14 protein-coding genes, 3 tRNA genes and 1 pseudogene are annotated in these 13855 nt (G+C 54.3%); 10 read left to right on the top strand and 8 right to left on the bottom strand.

Annotation, left to right across the window (positions count from 1 at the left end; genetic code table 11):
* Positions 1–72 precede the first annotated feature (72 nt).
* Positions 73–1284 carry a tyrosine transporter TyrP gene (gene tyrP / locus APT89_RS02275; RefSeq protein WP_060571697.1) on the top strand — a complete coding sequence of 404 codons (1212 nt, stop codon included), beginning with the start codon at positions 73–75 and terminating at the stop codon, positions 1282–1284.
* A gap of 34 nt (positions 1285–1318) precedes the next feature.
* Here tyrP and APT89_RS02270 read toward each other — a convergent pair whose 3' ends face one another.
* Complete coding sequence (locus APT89_RS02270) at positions 1319–1987, bottom strand: YecA/YgfB family protein (protein ID WP_049001195.1); 669 nt, start codon at positions 1985–1987, stop codon at positions 1319–1321.
* 415 nt (positions 1988–2402) lie between these two features.
* Here APT89_RS02270 and APT89_RS02265 point away from each other — a divergent pair, with 415 nt between their 5' ends.
* From APT89_RS02265 to APT89_RS02235, 7 genes are all read left to right on the top strand, one after another.
* Positions 2403–3524, top strand: a complete 1122-nt coding sequence (locus tag APT89_RS02265; RefSeq protein ID WP_028013667.1) for a branched-chain amino acid ABC transporter substrate-binding protein — start codon at positions 2403–2405, stop codon at positions 3522–3524.
* 100 nt (positions 3525–3624) lie between these two features.
* Complete coding sequence (locus APT89_RS02260) at positions 3625–4539, top strand: ABC transporter permease subunit (RefSeq protein ID WP_060571696.1); 915 nt, start codon at positions 3625–3627, stop codon at positions 4537–4539.
* An 11-nt stretch (positions 4540–4550) separates the two neighbouring features.
* Entirely contained in the window at positions 4551–5825 is a 1275-nt protein-coding gene (livM, locus tag APT89_RS02255; RefSeq protein WP_060571695.1) for a high-affinity branched-chain amino acid ABC transporter permease LivM, read from the top strand.
* On the top strand, positions 5822–6697 hold the full coding sequence (locus APT89_RS02250; protein WP_048956507.1) for an ATP-binding cassette domain-containing protein: 876 nt from the start codon (positions 5822–5824) through the stop codon (positions 6695–6697). Before livM ends, APT89_RS02250 begins: the two co-directional genes overlap by 4 nt.
* A complete protein-coding gene (locus APT89_RS02245; RefSeq protein WP_048956505.1) occupies positions 6694–7410 on the top strand; it encodes an ABC transporter ATP-binding protein in 717 nt (238 codons plus the stop codon). The genes APT89_RS02250 and APT89_RS02245 overlap by 4 nt, the downstream gene beginning before the upstream one ends.
* Positions 7411–7571: 161 nt before the next feature.
* Positions 7572–7931, top strand: a complete 360-nt coding sequence (locus APT89_RS02240; protein WP_060571694.1) for a hypothetical protein — start codon at positions 7572–7574, stop codon at positions 7929–7931.
* 1 nt (position 7932) lies between these two features.
* Positions 7933–8385, top strand: a complete 453-nt coding sequence (locus APT89_RS02235) for a DUF3828 domain-containing protein (RefSeq protein ID WP_028013673.1) — start codon at positions 7933–7935, stop codon at positions 8383–8385.
* Positions 8386–8665: 280 nt separating this feature from the next.
* Here APT89_RS02235 and APT89_RS02230 read toward each other — a convergent pair.
* The 6 genes from APT89_RS02230 to uvrY form a co-directional block, all read right to left on the bottom strand.
* A tRNA-Leu gene (locus tag APT89_RS02230) sits at positions 8666–8752 on the bottom strand.
* Between the two features lie 12 nt (positions 8753–8764).
* A tRNA-Cys gene (locus APT89_RS02225) sits at positions 8765–8838 on the bottom strand.
* A gap of 46 nt (positions 8839–8884) precedes the next feature.
* Positions 8885–8960: transfer RNA gene (locus APT89_RS02220), tRNA-Gly, on the bottom strand.
* Between the two features lie 152 nt (positions 8961–9112).
* Positions 9113–9661: a CDP-diacylglycerol--glycerol-3-phosphate 3-phosphatidyltransferase gene (gene pgsA, locus APT89_RS02215; RefSeq protein WP_041909393.1), complete on the bottom strand. Its 549-nt coding sequence runs from the start codon at positions 9659–9661 to the stop codon at positions 9113–9115.
* 56 nt (positions 9662–9717) lie between these two features.
* Positions 9718–11550 carry an excinuclease ABC subunit UvrC gene (uvrC, locus tag APT89_RS02210; RefSeq protein WP_041909391.1) on the bottom strand — a complete coding sequence of 611 codons (1833 nt, stop codon included), beginning with the start codon at positions 11548–11550 and terminating at the stop codon, positions 9718–9720.
* The gene (uvrY, locus tag APT89_RS02205; RefSeq protein WP_013096026.1) at positions 11547–12203 is read right to left on the bottom strand and encodes a UvrY/SirA/GacA family response regulator transcription factor; all 657 of its coding nucleotides are present in this window, start codon (positions 12201–12203) and stop codon (positions 11547–11549) included. The genes uvrC and uvrY overlap by 4 nt, the downstream gene beginning before the upstream one ends.
* Positions 12204–12573: 370 nt before the next feature.
* Between uvrY and APT89_RS24760 the strand changes: the two are divergent.
* Both APT89_RS24760 and APT89_RS02200 read left to right on the top strand, forming a co-directional pair.
* Positions 12574–12642: pseudogene (locus tag APT89_RS24760) on the top strand (hypothetical protein); the annotation flags it as partial.
* 25 nt (positions 12643–12667) lie between these two features.
* Entirely contained in the window at positions 12668–12892 is a 225-nt protein-coding gene (locus tag APT89_RS02200) for a DUF2594 family protein (RefSeq protein WP_014832453.1), read from the top strand.
* A gap of 66 nt (positions 12893–12958) precedes the next feature.
* Here APT89_RS02200 and sdiA read toward each other — a convergent pair whose 3' ends face one another.
* On the bottom strand, positions 12959–13681 hold the full coding sequence (gene sdiA / locus APT89_RS02195) for a transcriptional regulator SdiA (RefSeq protein ID WP_028013675.1): 723 nt from the start codon (positions 13679–13681) through the stop codon (positions 12959–12961).
* Positions 13682–13855 lie beyond the last annotated feature (174 nt).

Genomic DNA, 13855 nt, shown 5'->3' with positions numbered 1-13855 from the left:
GACGAATTACCGCTTTTGCCTTACTCTGCGCCGCAGATTTTGTTGCGGTTAAGCGTCGTTGTAGAGGAAAGCGTGAAGAACAGAACCCTGGGAAGTATTTTTATCGTCGCCGGAACGACGATTGGCGCAGGAATGCTGGCAATGCCTCTGGCTGCCGCGGGAGTGGGATTTGGGATGACCCTGCTGCTGCTTGGCACGCTCTGGGCATTAATGTGCTATACCGCACTGCTGCTGCTTGAGGTTTACCAGCATGTGCCCGCCGATACCGGGCTGGGTTCGCTGGCGGTGCGCTATCTGGGACGCTACGGCCAGTGGATCACCGGCTTTAGCATGATGTTCCTGATGTACGCCCTCACGGCCGCGTATATCAGCGGTGCCGGGGAGTTAATCGCCTCCAGCGTCAACGACTGGTTTGGCTCTGACATTACCCCTGCAACGGGGGCTATCTTCTTTGCGCTTATTGGCGGCGGCGTGGTCTGCGTGGGCACATCGCTGGTCGATCTCTTTAACCGCTTTCTGTTCAGCGCCAAAATTCTGTTTCTGGTTGTCATGCTGGCGCTGCTGGCACCGCACGTGCACAAGGTGAACCTGCTGACGCTGCCGCTGGAGCAAGGGCTGGCGCTTTCCGCCATCCCGGTCATTTTCACCTCGTTTGGCTTCCACGGCAGCGTGCCGAGCATCGTCAGCTATATGAACGGTGATGTCCGCAAGCTGCGTCGTGTGTTTGTTATCGGCAGCGCCATTCCGCTGATCGCCTACATTTTCTGGCAGCTGGTGACGCTGGGTAGCATTGACTCTTCAACCTTCGTCGGGCTGATGGCGCAGCACGCTGGCCTGAACGGTTTTCTGTTGTCGCTGCGCGAGGTGGTCACCTCGCCGCACGTGGAGCTGGCGGTTCACCTGTTCGCCGACCTGGCGCTCGCGACCTCGTTCCTGGGCGTAGCGCTCGGCCTGTTCGATTACCTGGCCGACCTGTTCCAGCGTCGCAATACTGCCGCCGGGCGGTTACAGACCGGAGCCATTACCTTCCTGCCGCCGCTGGCGTTTGCGCTGTTTTACCCTCGCGGGTTTGTGATGGCGCTGGGCTACGCGGGGGTGGCGCTCTCTGTCCTGGCCCTGCTGCTCCCTTCCCTGCTGGCGTGGAAAAGCCGTCAGCAGCATCCTCAGCAAGGATATCGCGTCGCGGGAGGAAAACCGCTGCTGTGCGTTGTGTTTGGCTGCGGGGTAATGATTATTCTGGTGCAGGTGTTGATTGCCGCCGGGATGCTGCCGGAAGTGGGTTAAAGATAAAAGGGGCTATCATCAGCCCCTTTTTTTATCAGTGCAGGCAGCAGCTCTTAAACTTCTTCCCGCTGCCGCAAGGACACGGATCGTTACGCCCCACTTTCGTGCCGTTCACGACAGGCTTCTTCGCTTCCGGCTGCTGCGGGTTCTCCACCCAGTAGTTGTATAAGCGCAGAGCCGCAGGCTGGATGCTCTCGATGCTGGCGATATACTCCTCTTCGGACAGTTCATCCAGCTTCTCGCTGTTCTCTTCCGTTCCGTGCAGGGCAATCACGTCGAGATCGGCCTTCAGGGTTTCCGGCAAGGCTGACCAGTCCGTCAGCGCCACGCCGCGCATGTAGCCATAGCACCACTCTTCGACCACGGTGTAACTCTCACCGTCAACGTCGTTATAGCCGAACAGCGGCTCAAACTGATCCGGGTATTCACTCAGGCGCTCGGCAATGTCGTTCATATGCTTAAAGCAGAGATCGATAAAACGGTTCATTTCACGATCGTTTTTCCAGCGCGGGATGTACTTCTCCCCGCCCCACACCGCCACCAGCCAGGCATCTGGCTCAACGACAACAGGGCCGGAAAGCACTGCAGTAAGCATGCCGTCCAGTTCGGACACGTCAATCACGGACGCATCGTCATGACCGTAAGACATTAATGTCTCTTCCAGCCACGCCATTTCGCTTTCATTTAATGGACCTTCCGTCATCGCGGACACTCCTGATAAAAAAGGAAAGGATCCTACCACAGATCGCACGCCTGCCCTGGCTGAAGTTTAGGTCTATATTGCTGCAAAAGTGTGCAAATCGTGACCGTTGCACAACTTATGGGCTTTATTGTTAACGATGTGTGATCTCCGCTGTAAATTCTTCTCCTGGCGCAGGGCGAGATAACGCGGCGCTCTATACTCAAACATGTCATAACCCCGTCAAGGGGTTAACCATTCTGGCAACGTTTTTGCTTGCTGTTCTTCGCGCGACGCTGCGCATGGAAACCTCGCCGTATCACGCAGGATGCCGTTCGTTTAGTGCATTTTGTTCTTGCTCGTGTTTTTGGATTGGCTGCGCCCTGGGCGTTCAGGCTTACGCCGTGGTGCAAAAACCTCTTTGCTAAGGAACATAATAATGTCGCTGAAATTTATCAAAACGCCTGTTTCTCTTGTGCTGGCCGGTTGTCTGGTAACGGCATTTTCCGCCCGGGCAGATATCGTGATCGGTGTCGCCGGACCGTTCACGGGCCCTAATGCCACCTACGGCGATCAGTACTGGCACGGCGCAACGCAGGCCGCCGAAGACATTAACGCCGCAGGCGGTATTAACGGTGAGAAGATCAAACTGGTTCAGGGGGATGACGCCTGCGAGCCTAAGCAGGCGGTGGCCGTCGCCAACCGCTTAGTCGACCAGGATAAGGTCAACGCCGTGGTCGGCCATTTCTGCTCCTCTTCCACCATGCCCGCCTCCGAGGTGTATAGCGACGCGGGCATCATCGCGATTACTCCTGGCTCAACTAACCCGCAGATCACCGAACGCGGCATGAGCGACATGTTCCGCATGTGCGGCCGCGACGACCAGCAGGGTCAGGTCGCCAGCGACTTCATCATCGACAAGCTGAAAGCCAAACGCGTGGTCATCATTCACGATAAAGACACCTATGGACAGGGACTGGCTGATGCCACTAAAGCGGCGCTGGCGAAGCGCGGGGTCAAGGATGTGATGTATGAAGGTTTATCCCGCGGTGAAAAAGACTTTAACGCGCTGGTGACGAAGATCGGCGCGCAAAAACCGGACGTGGTGTTCTTCGGCGGCTGTCACCCGGAAGCTGGCCCGCTGGTTCGCCAGATGCGTGAACAGGGGGTGCAGGCGAAATTCTTCTCCGGCGACTGCATTGTCAACGAAGAGATGGTGACGGCAGCGGGCGGCCCGCAATATACCAACGGCATTTACATGACCTTTGGTAAAGATCCGCGCCTGATCCCGGACGGTAAAGCGGTTATCGACAAATTCCGCGCCGGTAAATTCGAGCCGGAAGGTTATACCCTCTACTCCTATGCCTCCGTACAGGCCATTGCCGCAGCTTTCAAGGCCACCGGCGGCAAGGATTCCGCGAAAGCCAGCGAGTGGCTGAAAGCCAATTCCGTCGACACGGTGATGGGCAAAAAAGCCTGGGACAGCAAAGGCGACCTGAAAGTGTCTGACTACGTGGTTTACCAGTGGGACGACAAGGGAAAATATAAGGAAGTGCAGTAACGGGACGGAATCACGCTCAACGTCGGCGGGCTTGCCCGTCGGCGCGTAATAAACATCAGGCCTGCGCGCCTCGCGCAGCCTATAAAACGAGCGCGCTAAGATGAGTACATTCTTCCTGCAGCAGTTAGTCAATGGCTTAACGCTGGGCTCCGTCTACGGCCTGATCGCCATCGGCTACACCATGGTGTACGGCATTATCGGGATGATCAATTTCGCCCACGGCGAAGTGTATATGATTTCCGCCTATCTCTGCGCCATTGGTCTGGCGCTGCTCTCTTTCTTCGGGCTTGAGTCCTTCCCCCTGCTGATTCTGGGTACGCTGGTGTTCACCATCGCGGTAACTGGCGTGTACGGCTGGACTATCGAGCGTATCGCCTACAGGCCGCTGCGCAACTCCACGCGCCTGGCGCCACTTATCTCCGCCATCGGGATGTCGCTTATCCTGCAAAACTACGCCCAGCTGAGCCAGGGCCCGCGCCAGCAAGGGGTGCCGACCATGCTCGACGGCGTGATTCGACTGCATCTTGGCGACGGGTTCGTGCAGATAACCTACACCAAAGTGTTTATTCTGCTCGCCTCGTTTGCCGGCATGCTGGTGCTTACGTGGATAATCAACCATACCCGGCTGGGGCGGATGTGCCGCGCGGTTCAGCAGGATCGCAAAATGGCCTCTATTCTGGGGATCAACACCGACCGGATTATCTCCCTGGTCTTTGTTATCGGCGCGGCGATGGCCGGCCTGGCGGGCGTGCTCATCACCATGAATTACGGCACCTTTGATTTCTACGTCGGGTTTGTGATTGGCATTAAGGCCTTTACGGCGGCGGTGCTCGGCGGTATCGGTTCCCTGCCCGGCGCTATGCTCGGTGGCCTAATCCTGGGCGTCGCGGAAGCCCAGTTCTCGGGCATGGTGAACTCGGACTATAAAGATGTCTTCTCGTTTGGCCTGCTGGTCCTGATCCTGATTTTCCGGCCCCAGGGTCTGCTCGGGCGTCCGGTTGTGGCCAAAGTGTGAGGAAGAGAATGATGACATCGCACGGTTTTTCTCTAAAGCGCTGCGTTCTGGACGCGATTTTTTCCGGGCTGATTGCGCTGATTATCTTCGGCCCGATTGCTGGCGTGGTGCTGGACGGGTACAGCTTTAACTTTGCCGGACAACGGCTGGCCTGGATGGTCGGCATTGTAATGCTGGGGCGTTTTCTCTTGAGCGCTTTTTTGGGTACCCCCGCGGGCGCTCGTTTCCAGGCGCGCTTCGAAGCTGATAACGCGGGCGTCTATGTTAGGCCACCGGACTACAAAAGCCGCATGCGCTGGATTATTCCTCTGTTGATTGCGCTTGCGGTTTGCTTCCCGTTTGTCGCCACCAAGTATGTACTGACCGTCGCCATTCTCGGGCTGATCTACGTGCTTCTCGGTCTGGGGCTGAACATCGTCGTGGGGCTGGCCGGCCTGCTGGACCTGGGGTACGTCGCCTTCTACGCGATTGGCGCGTACGGTCTGGCGCTGGGGTATCAGTATCTGGGGTTAGGCTTCTGGAGCATGCTGCCGCTGGCGGCAATCATGGCCGCCGCCGCCGGTGCCCTGCTCGGTTTCCCGGTACTGCGCATGCACGGCGACTATCTGGCGATCGTCACCCTCGGGTTCGGGGAGATCATTCGCCTGATCCTGAACAACTGGCTGACCTTCACCGGCGGCCCCAACGGCGTGTCAGCCCCTCCCCCCACCTTTTTCGGCCTGGAATTTGGACGACGCGCGAAAGAAGGCGGCGTGCCTTTTCACGAGTTTTTCCACCTGACCTACAACCCGAACATGAAGTTTATTTTTATCTACGCGGTGCTGTTCCTGGTGGTGATGCTGGTGCTCTACGTCAAACACCGCCTGACGCGGATGCCGATTGGCCGGGCGTGGGAAGCCCTGCGAGAAGACGAAATTGCCTGCCGCTCGATGGGGTTGAATCACGTCCTGGTGAAGCTCTCCGCCTTTACGCTGGGCGCGTCGACCGCGGGGATTGCCGGGGTGTTCTTCGCAACCTATCAGGGGTTTGTGAATCCGACCTCCTTTACTTTCTTTGAATCCGCGCTGATCCTCGCCATCGTGGTGCTGGGCGGCATGGGCTCGACCCTTGGCGTGGTGCTGGCCGCCTTCGTGCTTACGGTAACGCCGGAGCTGCTGCGCAGTTTTGCGGAGTACCGCGTCCTGCTGTTTGGCATGCTGATGGTGGTGATGATGATCTGGCGTCCACGCGGCCTGATCCGCATTAACCGCAGCGGGTTTGCCGTGCGTAAGGGCGTGGCGCCATGAACGGGACGATATTGCGCGTGGAACATTTGATGATGCACTTCGGTGGGATTAAGGCGCTTAACGACGTTAATCTGGACGTGCAGCGCGGCTCCATTACCGCTCTTATCGGGCCAAACGGAGCGGGAAAAACAACCGTGTTTAACTGCCTGACGGGTTTCTATAAGGCCTCCGGCGGCAATATTTTATTTTCTACCCGCACTAAAACGACCAACGTTATTCAGGTCCTCGGACAAAAATTCCAGCCGGGCGACTGGATTAACCCCGCGCAGTTCGGGCAGCGCCTGTTCTACAAAATGTTTGGTGGAACGCACCTGGTGAACCGCGCCGGGCTGGCGCGCACCTTTCAGAACATCCGCCTTTTTCGCGAGATGTCTGTCGTGGAAAACCTGCTGGTTGCGCAGCATATGCGCGTTAACCGCAATCTGCTCGCCGGGATCTTAAACACGCCGGCATATCGGCGGGCGGAAAGCGATGCCCTGGACAGGGCCTTCTACTGGCTGGAGGTGGTGGACCTGGTGGAGTGCGCCAATCGCCTGGCGGGAGAGATGTCGTACGGGCAGCAGCGGCGACTGGAAATCGCCCGGGCAATGTGTACCGGGCCCGAGATGATCTGTCTCGATGAGCCCGCCGCCGGGCTTAACCCGGTCGAAACGCATAAGCTGAGCAGCATTATTCGTTTCCTGCGCGATCGTCATGACATCACGGTCTTACTGATTGAACATGATATGGGGATGGTGATGGAGATTTCGGACGACATTATCGTGCTCGACCACGGCGATGTCATTGCCAGAGGGAAACCCGAACAGATCCAGCATGATGAAAAAGTGATTGCTGCCTACCTGGGTACGGACGAAAGCGAGGTGTCCCTATGACCGAACCGCTGCTGGCATTTCGCGAGGTGGATGTGTTCTACGGTGCCATTCAGGCGCTGAAGCAGGTCTCCCTGGAGGTCAATAAAGGTGAGACCGTGGCGCTGATTGGCGCGAACGGCGCGGGTAAATCGACATTGCTGATGTCTATCTTTGGCCAGCCGCGCATCCGGAGCGGGCAGATTCTGTTCAGTGGTGACGACATTAGCCATCAATCCACCCACTATGTCGCCTCCGGCGGCATTGCGCAGGCGCCTGAAGGCCGGCGTGTCTTCCCGGATATGACCGTCGAAGAGAACCTGCTGATGGGAACTATCCCCATCGGCAACCGGTTTGCGGCTGAAGATATGCAAACCATGTTCGACCTGTTCCCTCGCCTCAAGGAGAGGCGCAAGCAGCGCGCGATGACCATGTCCGGCGGGGAACAGCAGATGCTGGCGATCGCCCGGGCGCTGATGAGCCGTCCCAGGCTGCTGTTGCTGGATGAACCGAGCCTGGGCTTAGCGCCGATAGTTGTGAAACAGATCTTCCAGACGCTGCGCGAGCTGGCCCGCAACGGCATGACCATTTTTCTGGTGGAGCAGAATGCGCACCATGCGTTGAAGCTTTCCGACCGCGGATATGTGATGGTTAACGGGCAGATCCGGTTGAGCGGCAGCGGCGAGGAGCTGCTGGGAAATCAGGAGGTGAGGAAGGCGTATTTGGGTGGATATTAAAACGCCCGCGATAGCGGGCATAAAGATGCCGTATGGATTAACCAAACACCATTATCCAAACAGATAGTGGTTTAATTCCGATCACCCTTATTTACAAAAAACTGCAACTTACAGGCGTAATGTTTCCCTTGTTAACCATTAAGTCTATAAGGGATTAAATTATGTGGAGTGCCCATAAAGCCGCAGTTTATGCCCGCCAGCATGCGGGCGAGCATAGCCAGAAAAGATGTGCAGAATTTGTTTCAAAAGCCATTCGCGCTGGCGATGCTAATCTGCAGAACACACATTATGCTAAGGATATGAAAAGCAATTTGATTTTGGCTGGCTTCCATCAGATTTACGGCGAGCCTGTTGAGGGTGACGTGGCAGTGATCCAGCCTACAGCCCACCACCCCTATGGCCATGCATGCATCTATGGCGGGAACGGCATCTGGTACTCTGATTTTGTTCAGCGAACAATGTATCCGGGAAAAGAATACCGGGAAGTAAAGCCAGCGTATGCAATATACAGGCATGACTAACATGAAAAAAATAATTCTTGCTGCCCTGCTTCTGCCCACTCTCGTATCAGCTGCACAGAAGCTACCCCCTGAGGCATCCGCCGCCCTTCAGTTTAATAAGTGGTACATCTCGCAGATTCTTAGTGGGAAAGAGCCAATAAAAAACTATGAAGCGCTGAGCCGATACGTTACCCGCGAAACAATCAGCAAGCTCAAAGCCATGGATAAGCTGGATCCGGATGAATATGACGTGCCTGACGTCGATATGTTCATAAAGGCCCAGGGATATGATGATGACTGGGGCATCGTCAGTGCGCGGGCATTAGATTACGATGCCGCATGCATGCAGGTGTATATATCATTCGGCAAAAAGCGGGATCACACCGTGATTGACTGCATGGTCAAAGAAAATGGCGCATGGAAAGTTCAGTCCGTGGCAAGCGTGAATATTTCTGACAACCTGAGCGCAGAATGATATCGGCGATATGACAGGGGTACTGATGCAATGCATCTTCGCGAATCCCTGTCGTATCGCCGACAAATACACCTTCGCTCTGGATAACTGAATAACTGAATAACTGAATAACTGAATAACTGAATAACTGAATAACTGAATAACTGAATAACTGAATAACTGAATAACTGAATAACTGAATAATACCAATGATGCAAGAAAGTGGATTTCAGGCACAAAAAAACCACCTTTCGGTGGTTTAACGACACTGCTTATTGCTTTGATTATTCTTTGTTTCCCATGGTACCCGGAGTGGGACTTGAACCCACACAGCGCGAACGCCGAGGGATTTTAAATCCCTTGTGTCTACCGATTCCACCATCCGGGCTCGGGAAGAAAGTGGAGGCGCGTTCCGGAGTCGAACCGGACTAGACGGATTTGCAATCCGCTACATAACCGCTTTGCTAACGCGCCGTAAAACTTTTCTAACTGACACCCGCAATTGCGCATGTCTTTAATCTGGAGCGGGAAACGAGACTCGAACTCGCGACCCCGACCTTGGCAAGGTCGTGCTCTACCAACTGAGCTATTCCCGCATGTTATCAAGTTAACAGCTAACCACTTGATTTCATTATCGTCCGGCTTGCTGTGCCGCCGTTCGATGCGTTGCATTCTACTGATATGACGTGATGAGTCAACGTTATTTTTTGCTTGTCTGGATTGTTTGCTGAAAATTACGGCGAAACGATCACTGATCAAGCAAATCCCCGCGCGCAGCGTTCAAATATTGCAGCATTGACCACAGCGTCAGCACCGCCGCGACCCACAGGAGACCGATGCCCGCCCACTCAACCCAGGCGTTCGGGCGCCAGAGCATCCACACCAGCGAGGCCATCTGCGCGGTGGTTTTCACTTTACCAATCCAGGATACCGCCACGCTGCTGCGTTTCCCCAGCTCCGCCATCCACTCACGCAGCGCAGAGATGATGATCTCACGGCCAATCATAGTTGCGGCGGGCAGCGTCACCCACCAGGTATGATAGTGCTCAGCCACCAGCACCATCGCGATCGCGACCATCACTTTATCCGCTACCGGATCGAGAAAGGCGCCGAAACGGGTGCTCTGGTTCCAGCGGCGCGCCAGATAGCCATCAAACCAGTCAGTTACCGCTGCAATAAGGAAGATCAATGCGCAGGCGAACGGTGCCCAGACGACCGGCAGGTAAAACGCCAGCACAAAGAACGGAATAAGTACAACACGAAAGAGAGTGAGCAACGTAGGGATATTATATTGCATAGTGACGGTAACTATTTGTTGTCAGTAAAATTTAGCTCTATGTTGCTACAGAGCCCTCAATGTTTCAACGAGTAGTAGATCTTTTCTGCCAGCCCTTGCGAAATACCCGGCACTTTTGCAATTTCCTCCATACTGGCGTTGAGTAATCCTTGCAATCCGCCCATATACTTCAGCAGCATCTGGCGGCGTTTTGGCCCAACGCCCTCAATAGTCTCAAGCGTGCTCGTGTTTTTGACCTTCGCCCGTTTTTTGCGGTGGCCGCTGATGGCATGGTCGTGCGACTCATCGCGAATATGCTGGATGACGTGCAGCGCCGGGGAGTCCGGCGGCAGGCTGAAACCCTCACCTTCCGGCTCAAAAAACAGCGTTTCCAGACCGGCCTTACGATCGGCCCCTTTTGCCACGCCTAACAGCAGCGGATGGTTTTTGTCCCACTCAACGTCGAGCGACTCGAATACCGCTTTCGCCTGACCTAGCTGCCCTTTCCCACCGTCGATAAGAATCACGTCCGGGATCTTGCTCTCTTCAATCGCTTTACCGTAGCGACGGCGCAGCACCTGATTCATGGCAGCATAGTCGTCACCCGGCGTGATGCCGGTGATGTTATAGCGGCGATACTCGGCGCGCAGCGGGCCGTTGGCGTCAAATACCACGCAGGACGCCACCGTCTGCTCACCCATCGTATGGCTGATATCGAAACATTCCATTCGCTTCACTTCCGGCAACTTCAGGAGCGTCGCCAGCGCGGTTAGACGCTGGCTAACCGTCGATTGCTGGGACAGTTTAGTGGTGAGCGCCGTCGCCGCGTTGGTCCGCGCCAGCTTCAGATAGCGTGCACGGTCGCCGCGCGGTTTGGTTTGAACATTGACCCGACGACCGGCCAGTTCGGAAAGCGAATCGGCCAGCAGGGTTTTGTCATCAAGGCTAAAATCGAGCAGGATCTCCGAGGGCAGCGTACGCATCTGGCTGCCCTGAAGATAAAACTGGCCAACAAAGGTTTCCACCACTTCACCCAGCTCGGTGCCGCCAGGCACCTTCGGGAAATAGCTGCGGCTGCCGAGCACTTTGCCCTGGCGAATAAACAGCACATGCACGCAGGCCATGCCGGCGTCGAAGGCCACGCCAATAACGTCGAGATCGTCGCCGGTATTTGAGACAAACTGTTTCTCAGTGACTCTGCGCACCGCCTGGATCTGGTCGCGGATCCGCGCAGCCTCTTCGAACTCAAGCGCGGCGCTGGCTTTTTCCATTCTGGCGATCAGCTGGGTTAAAACCTGATCGTCTTTGCCAGCTAAGAACAGACGTACGTATTCCACCTGCTGCGCATACTCGTCTTCACTGACCAGCCCGGCAACACAGGGGCCAAGGCAACGCCCAATCTGGTACTGTAAACACGGGCGCGAGCGGTTGCGGTAGACGCTGTTTTCACACTGGCGGATCGGGAAGATTTTTTGCAGCAGCGCCAGCGTCTCTCGCACGGCATAGCCATTCGGGAAGGGGCCGAAATATTCCCCTTTCGCGTGTTTTGCGCCGCGGTGCATCGCCAGGCGCGGATGGGTGTCACCACTCAGAAAGATAAACGGATAGGATTTGTCGTCCCGCAGCAGCACGTTATAGCGCGGCTGGTAGAGCTTAATATAGTTGTGCTCAAGCAGCAGCGCTTCCGTCTCCGTATGCGTCACGGTGACATCAATATTCTGAATGAGTGAGACCAGCGCTTCGGTCTTACGGGAGGCAAGGTTACTGCGGAAATAGCTGGAAAGACGCTTTTTAAGATCTTTGGCCTTCCCCACATAGATAACCGTACCGCCAGCGTCATACATCCGATAGACGCCTGGCTGGCTGGTTACGGTTTTCAGAAATGCTTTTGAATCGAATACATCACTCACTGACTTAACAACGTCTCCGCGTTACATAAACCGTGCCGGATGGCCAGATGAGTCAGTTCAACATCACCATGAATGTTCAGTTTACTGAACATACGATAACGATAGCTGTTGACCGTTTTCGGGCTTAGATTCAGCTGCTCTGAGATCTCATTCACTTTCTGACCCTTGGTGATCATCAGCATAATCTGCAATTCACGCTCAGACAAACTGGCAAACGGTGATTCCGTTTTCTCGGGTTCGATCTGGCTCAGAGCCATCTGCTGCGCAATGTCGGAGGCAATGTAACGCTGCCCGGCAAATACAGAACGGATAGCATTGACGACCTCCTGCGGTGCGGCGCCTTTGCTCAGGTAACCGGCTGCCCCCGCCTGCATCACCTTCGCGGGAAGCGGATTTTCAGTATGCACGGTCAGCATGATGACTTTTGTATCAACAAAGGTACGCGCGATTTTGCGTGTTGCCTCAAGGCCACCGATACCGGGCATATTCATATCCATCAGCACCACATCGGCCGAGTTTGTGCGGCACCATTTTACGGCATCTTCCCCACAGCACGCCTCACCGGCAACTTTAATACCTTTAATATCTTCAAGAATGCGTCGTATCCCTGCGCGCACCAGTTCGTGGTCATCAACAAGAAGGACGTTGATCAAAGGAAATGTCTCCAGAATAGGGATAACGCTACTGAGTGATAATTTGGCTTATATTAACGGTTTTCATCACAAGATTAAAACGTTAAAAAATCGGCTATTCGATTTTGCTCTCGTTTTTGGAAATTAGCCTGTACAGTCCATGGAAAGAGAGCCCTTGCCATCAGAGCTTTTGCGGCTTTTTTTAAGCATCTGTATTCAAAAAGTTACAAAAAGCTTGCACGCTTTCCTCGCGGAAAAACTGTTCTCAATTTTTGTAACAATAATTAACGGCAAGTAAACCAGGCGCAAACAATTAATAGCCGTACCAGAACATCAGTTTACCGGCTGGCTCTGTTTACGCAAATAAACACTGGCGTAAAAGTACGAAAAACAACCGCTGCATTTTTTGCTGCAGCTTGTGGTATACTCCGCCGCCTTGACTTTCGTCGTCGCGCTTTAGCGCCGTTTAATAATGAGGAAAATAAATGAGCACACCTGAATTTGCCACTGCGGAGAATAACCAGGAACTGGCACAGGAAGTAAACTGCCTGAAAGCGCTGCTAACGCTGATGCTGCAGGCGATGGGCCAGGCTGATGCTGGTCGTGTGATCATTAAAATGGAAAAACAAATCGCGCAGATGGAAGACCAGGCGGAATCGGCCGTATTTGCTAACACCGTTAAGCAAATCAAACAAGCGTACCGCCAGTAACAAAAAACGGCTGGATGCAGTGCATTCAGCCGTCCACTCGTCTGTCACGCAGAACGTACTCTCTAATCAGATCAGTCCCGTAGCCGCCGCATAACAGGCAATCTGCGTCTTGTTTGGCGCATTAAATTTTTTCTGCATATTCTTCTGATGGAAGTTAACCGTATTCTCTGAAATAGAGAGAATAATCGCTATTTCCGCCGACGTCTTCCCTTCCGCGGTCCATTTCAAAATTTCTCGTTCGCGTTTGCTGAATTTCATCTCAGGCGGCATAACCATCTTATCTTCAAAACGCAGCAGCGCGGTTAATGCCATTTGCACCAGCATCTGCAGCCGCAACTCTATTTCCTCGCCGGCAAACGGTCCTTCCTGCGCGCGAGTACGGGAAACTGAGAGGAAGCCGAGCGCATGATTAGGCAGCATCAGACACTGAGTTATTCCCGAACGTAGACCGAAGTCCTGCGCCCTATGCCATAATTCCTGAGCATCCGCAAATAATTCGTCCGTCCAGGGTAAATGCCCCTGAATGAAATTCTCCGGCTTTAGCACCGGATCGATGGTGAAATAGTTCTCTGATTGATATTGCGCCAGCCACTGTTGCGGATAAGTGGCATGCACAGCAATTTTAGGCCGCGTAAACGGCACCGGATGGCGCACACAGAGTGAGTAATAATCGAATTCCAGCGCCTGAGTTTGTCGCTGAAGTTCATGATATACCTCGGCGGCACAGGTCAATTCCTGAAACCGCAGGGAGCAATCCCGTCGCCAGGTGAAAAAGTCTGAATCCTTCATACTTACTAAAAGAAGCCTCTGAAAAGATAATCATTATTATGGTGAATATAACCTAACACATAAAACTTATTTCTAACTACAAAATATCGGCACTAGCACAATTAACTGTGCTATGGATAAGGATTATTCTGTTCGGGTAGAATAAAAGAACACCGTTTAAGGCGAAGAGCGAGA

Source organism: Enterobacter sp. 50588862, assembly GCF_001462935.1.
In the GTDB taxonomy this organism is placed as follows: Bacteria; Pseudomonadota; Gammaproteobacteria; order Enterobacterales; family Enterobacteriaceae; genus Enterobacter; species Enterobacter bugandensis.
Note: the sequence above shows the minus strand (reverse complement) of the source record. Positions and strands in the feature narration are given on the sequence as shown.

Bases quoted from the DNA above. Each gene is read 5' to 3' on its own strand.
- APT89_RS02235 (WP_028013673.1), top strand. From the start codon at position 7,933: ATGAAAAAAATAATTCTTGCTGCCCTGCTTCTGCCCACTCTCGTATCA.
- APT89_RS02245 (WP_048956505.1), top strand. From the start codon at position 6,694: ATGACCGAACCGCTGCTGGCATTTCGCGAGGTGGATGTGTTCTACGGT.
- APT89_RS02240 (WP_060571694.1), top strand. From the start codon at position 7,572: ATGTGGAGTGCCCATAAAGCCGCAGTTTATGCCCGCCAGCATGCGGGC.
- APT89_RS02200 (WP_014832453.1), top strand. From the start codon at position 12,668: ATGAGCACACCTGAATTTGCCACTGCGGAGAATAACCAGGAACTGGCA.
- APT89_RS02270 (WP_049001195.1), bottom strand. From the start codon at position 1,987: ATGACGGAAGGTCCATTAAATGAAAGCGAAATGGCGTGGCTGGAAGAG.
- APT89_RS02260 (WP_060571696.1), top strand. From the start codon at position 3,625: ATGAGTACATTCTTCCTGCAGCAGTTAGTCAATGGCTTAACGCTGGGC.
- livM (WP_060571695.1), top strand. From the start codon at position 4,551: ATGACATCGCACGGTTTTTCTCTAAAGCGCTGCGTTCTGGACGCGATT.
- pgsA (WP_041909393.1), bottom strand. From the start codon at position 9,661: ATGCAATATAATATCCCTACGTTGCTCACTCTCTTTCGTGTTGTACTT.
- APT89_RS02250 (WP_048956507.1), top strand. From the start codon at position 5,822: ATGAACGGGACGATATTGCGCGTGGAACATTTGATGATGCACTTCGGT.
- sdiA (WP_028013675.1), bottom strand. From the start codon at position 13,681: ATGAAGGATTCAGACTTTTTCACCTGGCGACGGGATTGCTCCCTGCGG.
- APT89_RS02265 (WP_028013667.1), top strand. From the start codon at position 2,403: ATGTCGCTGAAATTTATCAAAACGCCTGTTTCTCTTGTGCTGGCCGGT.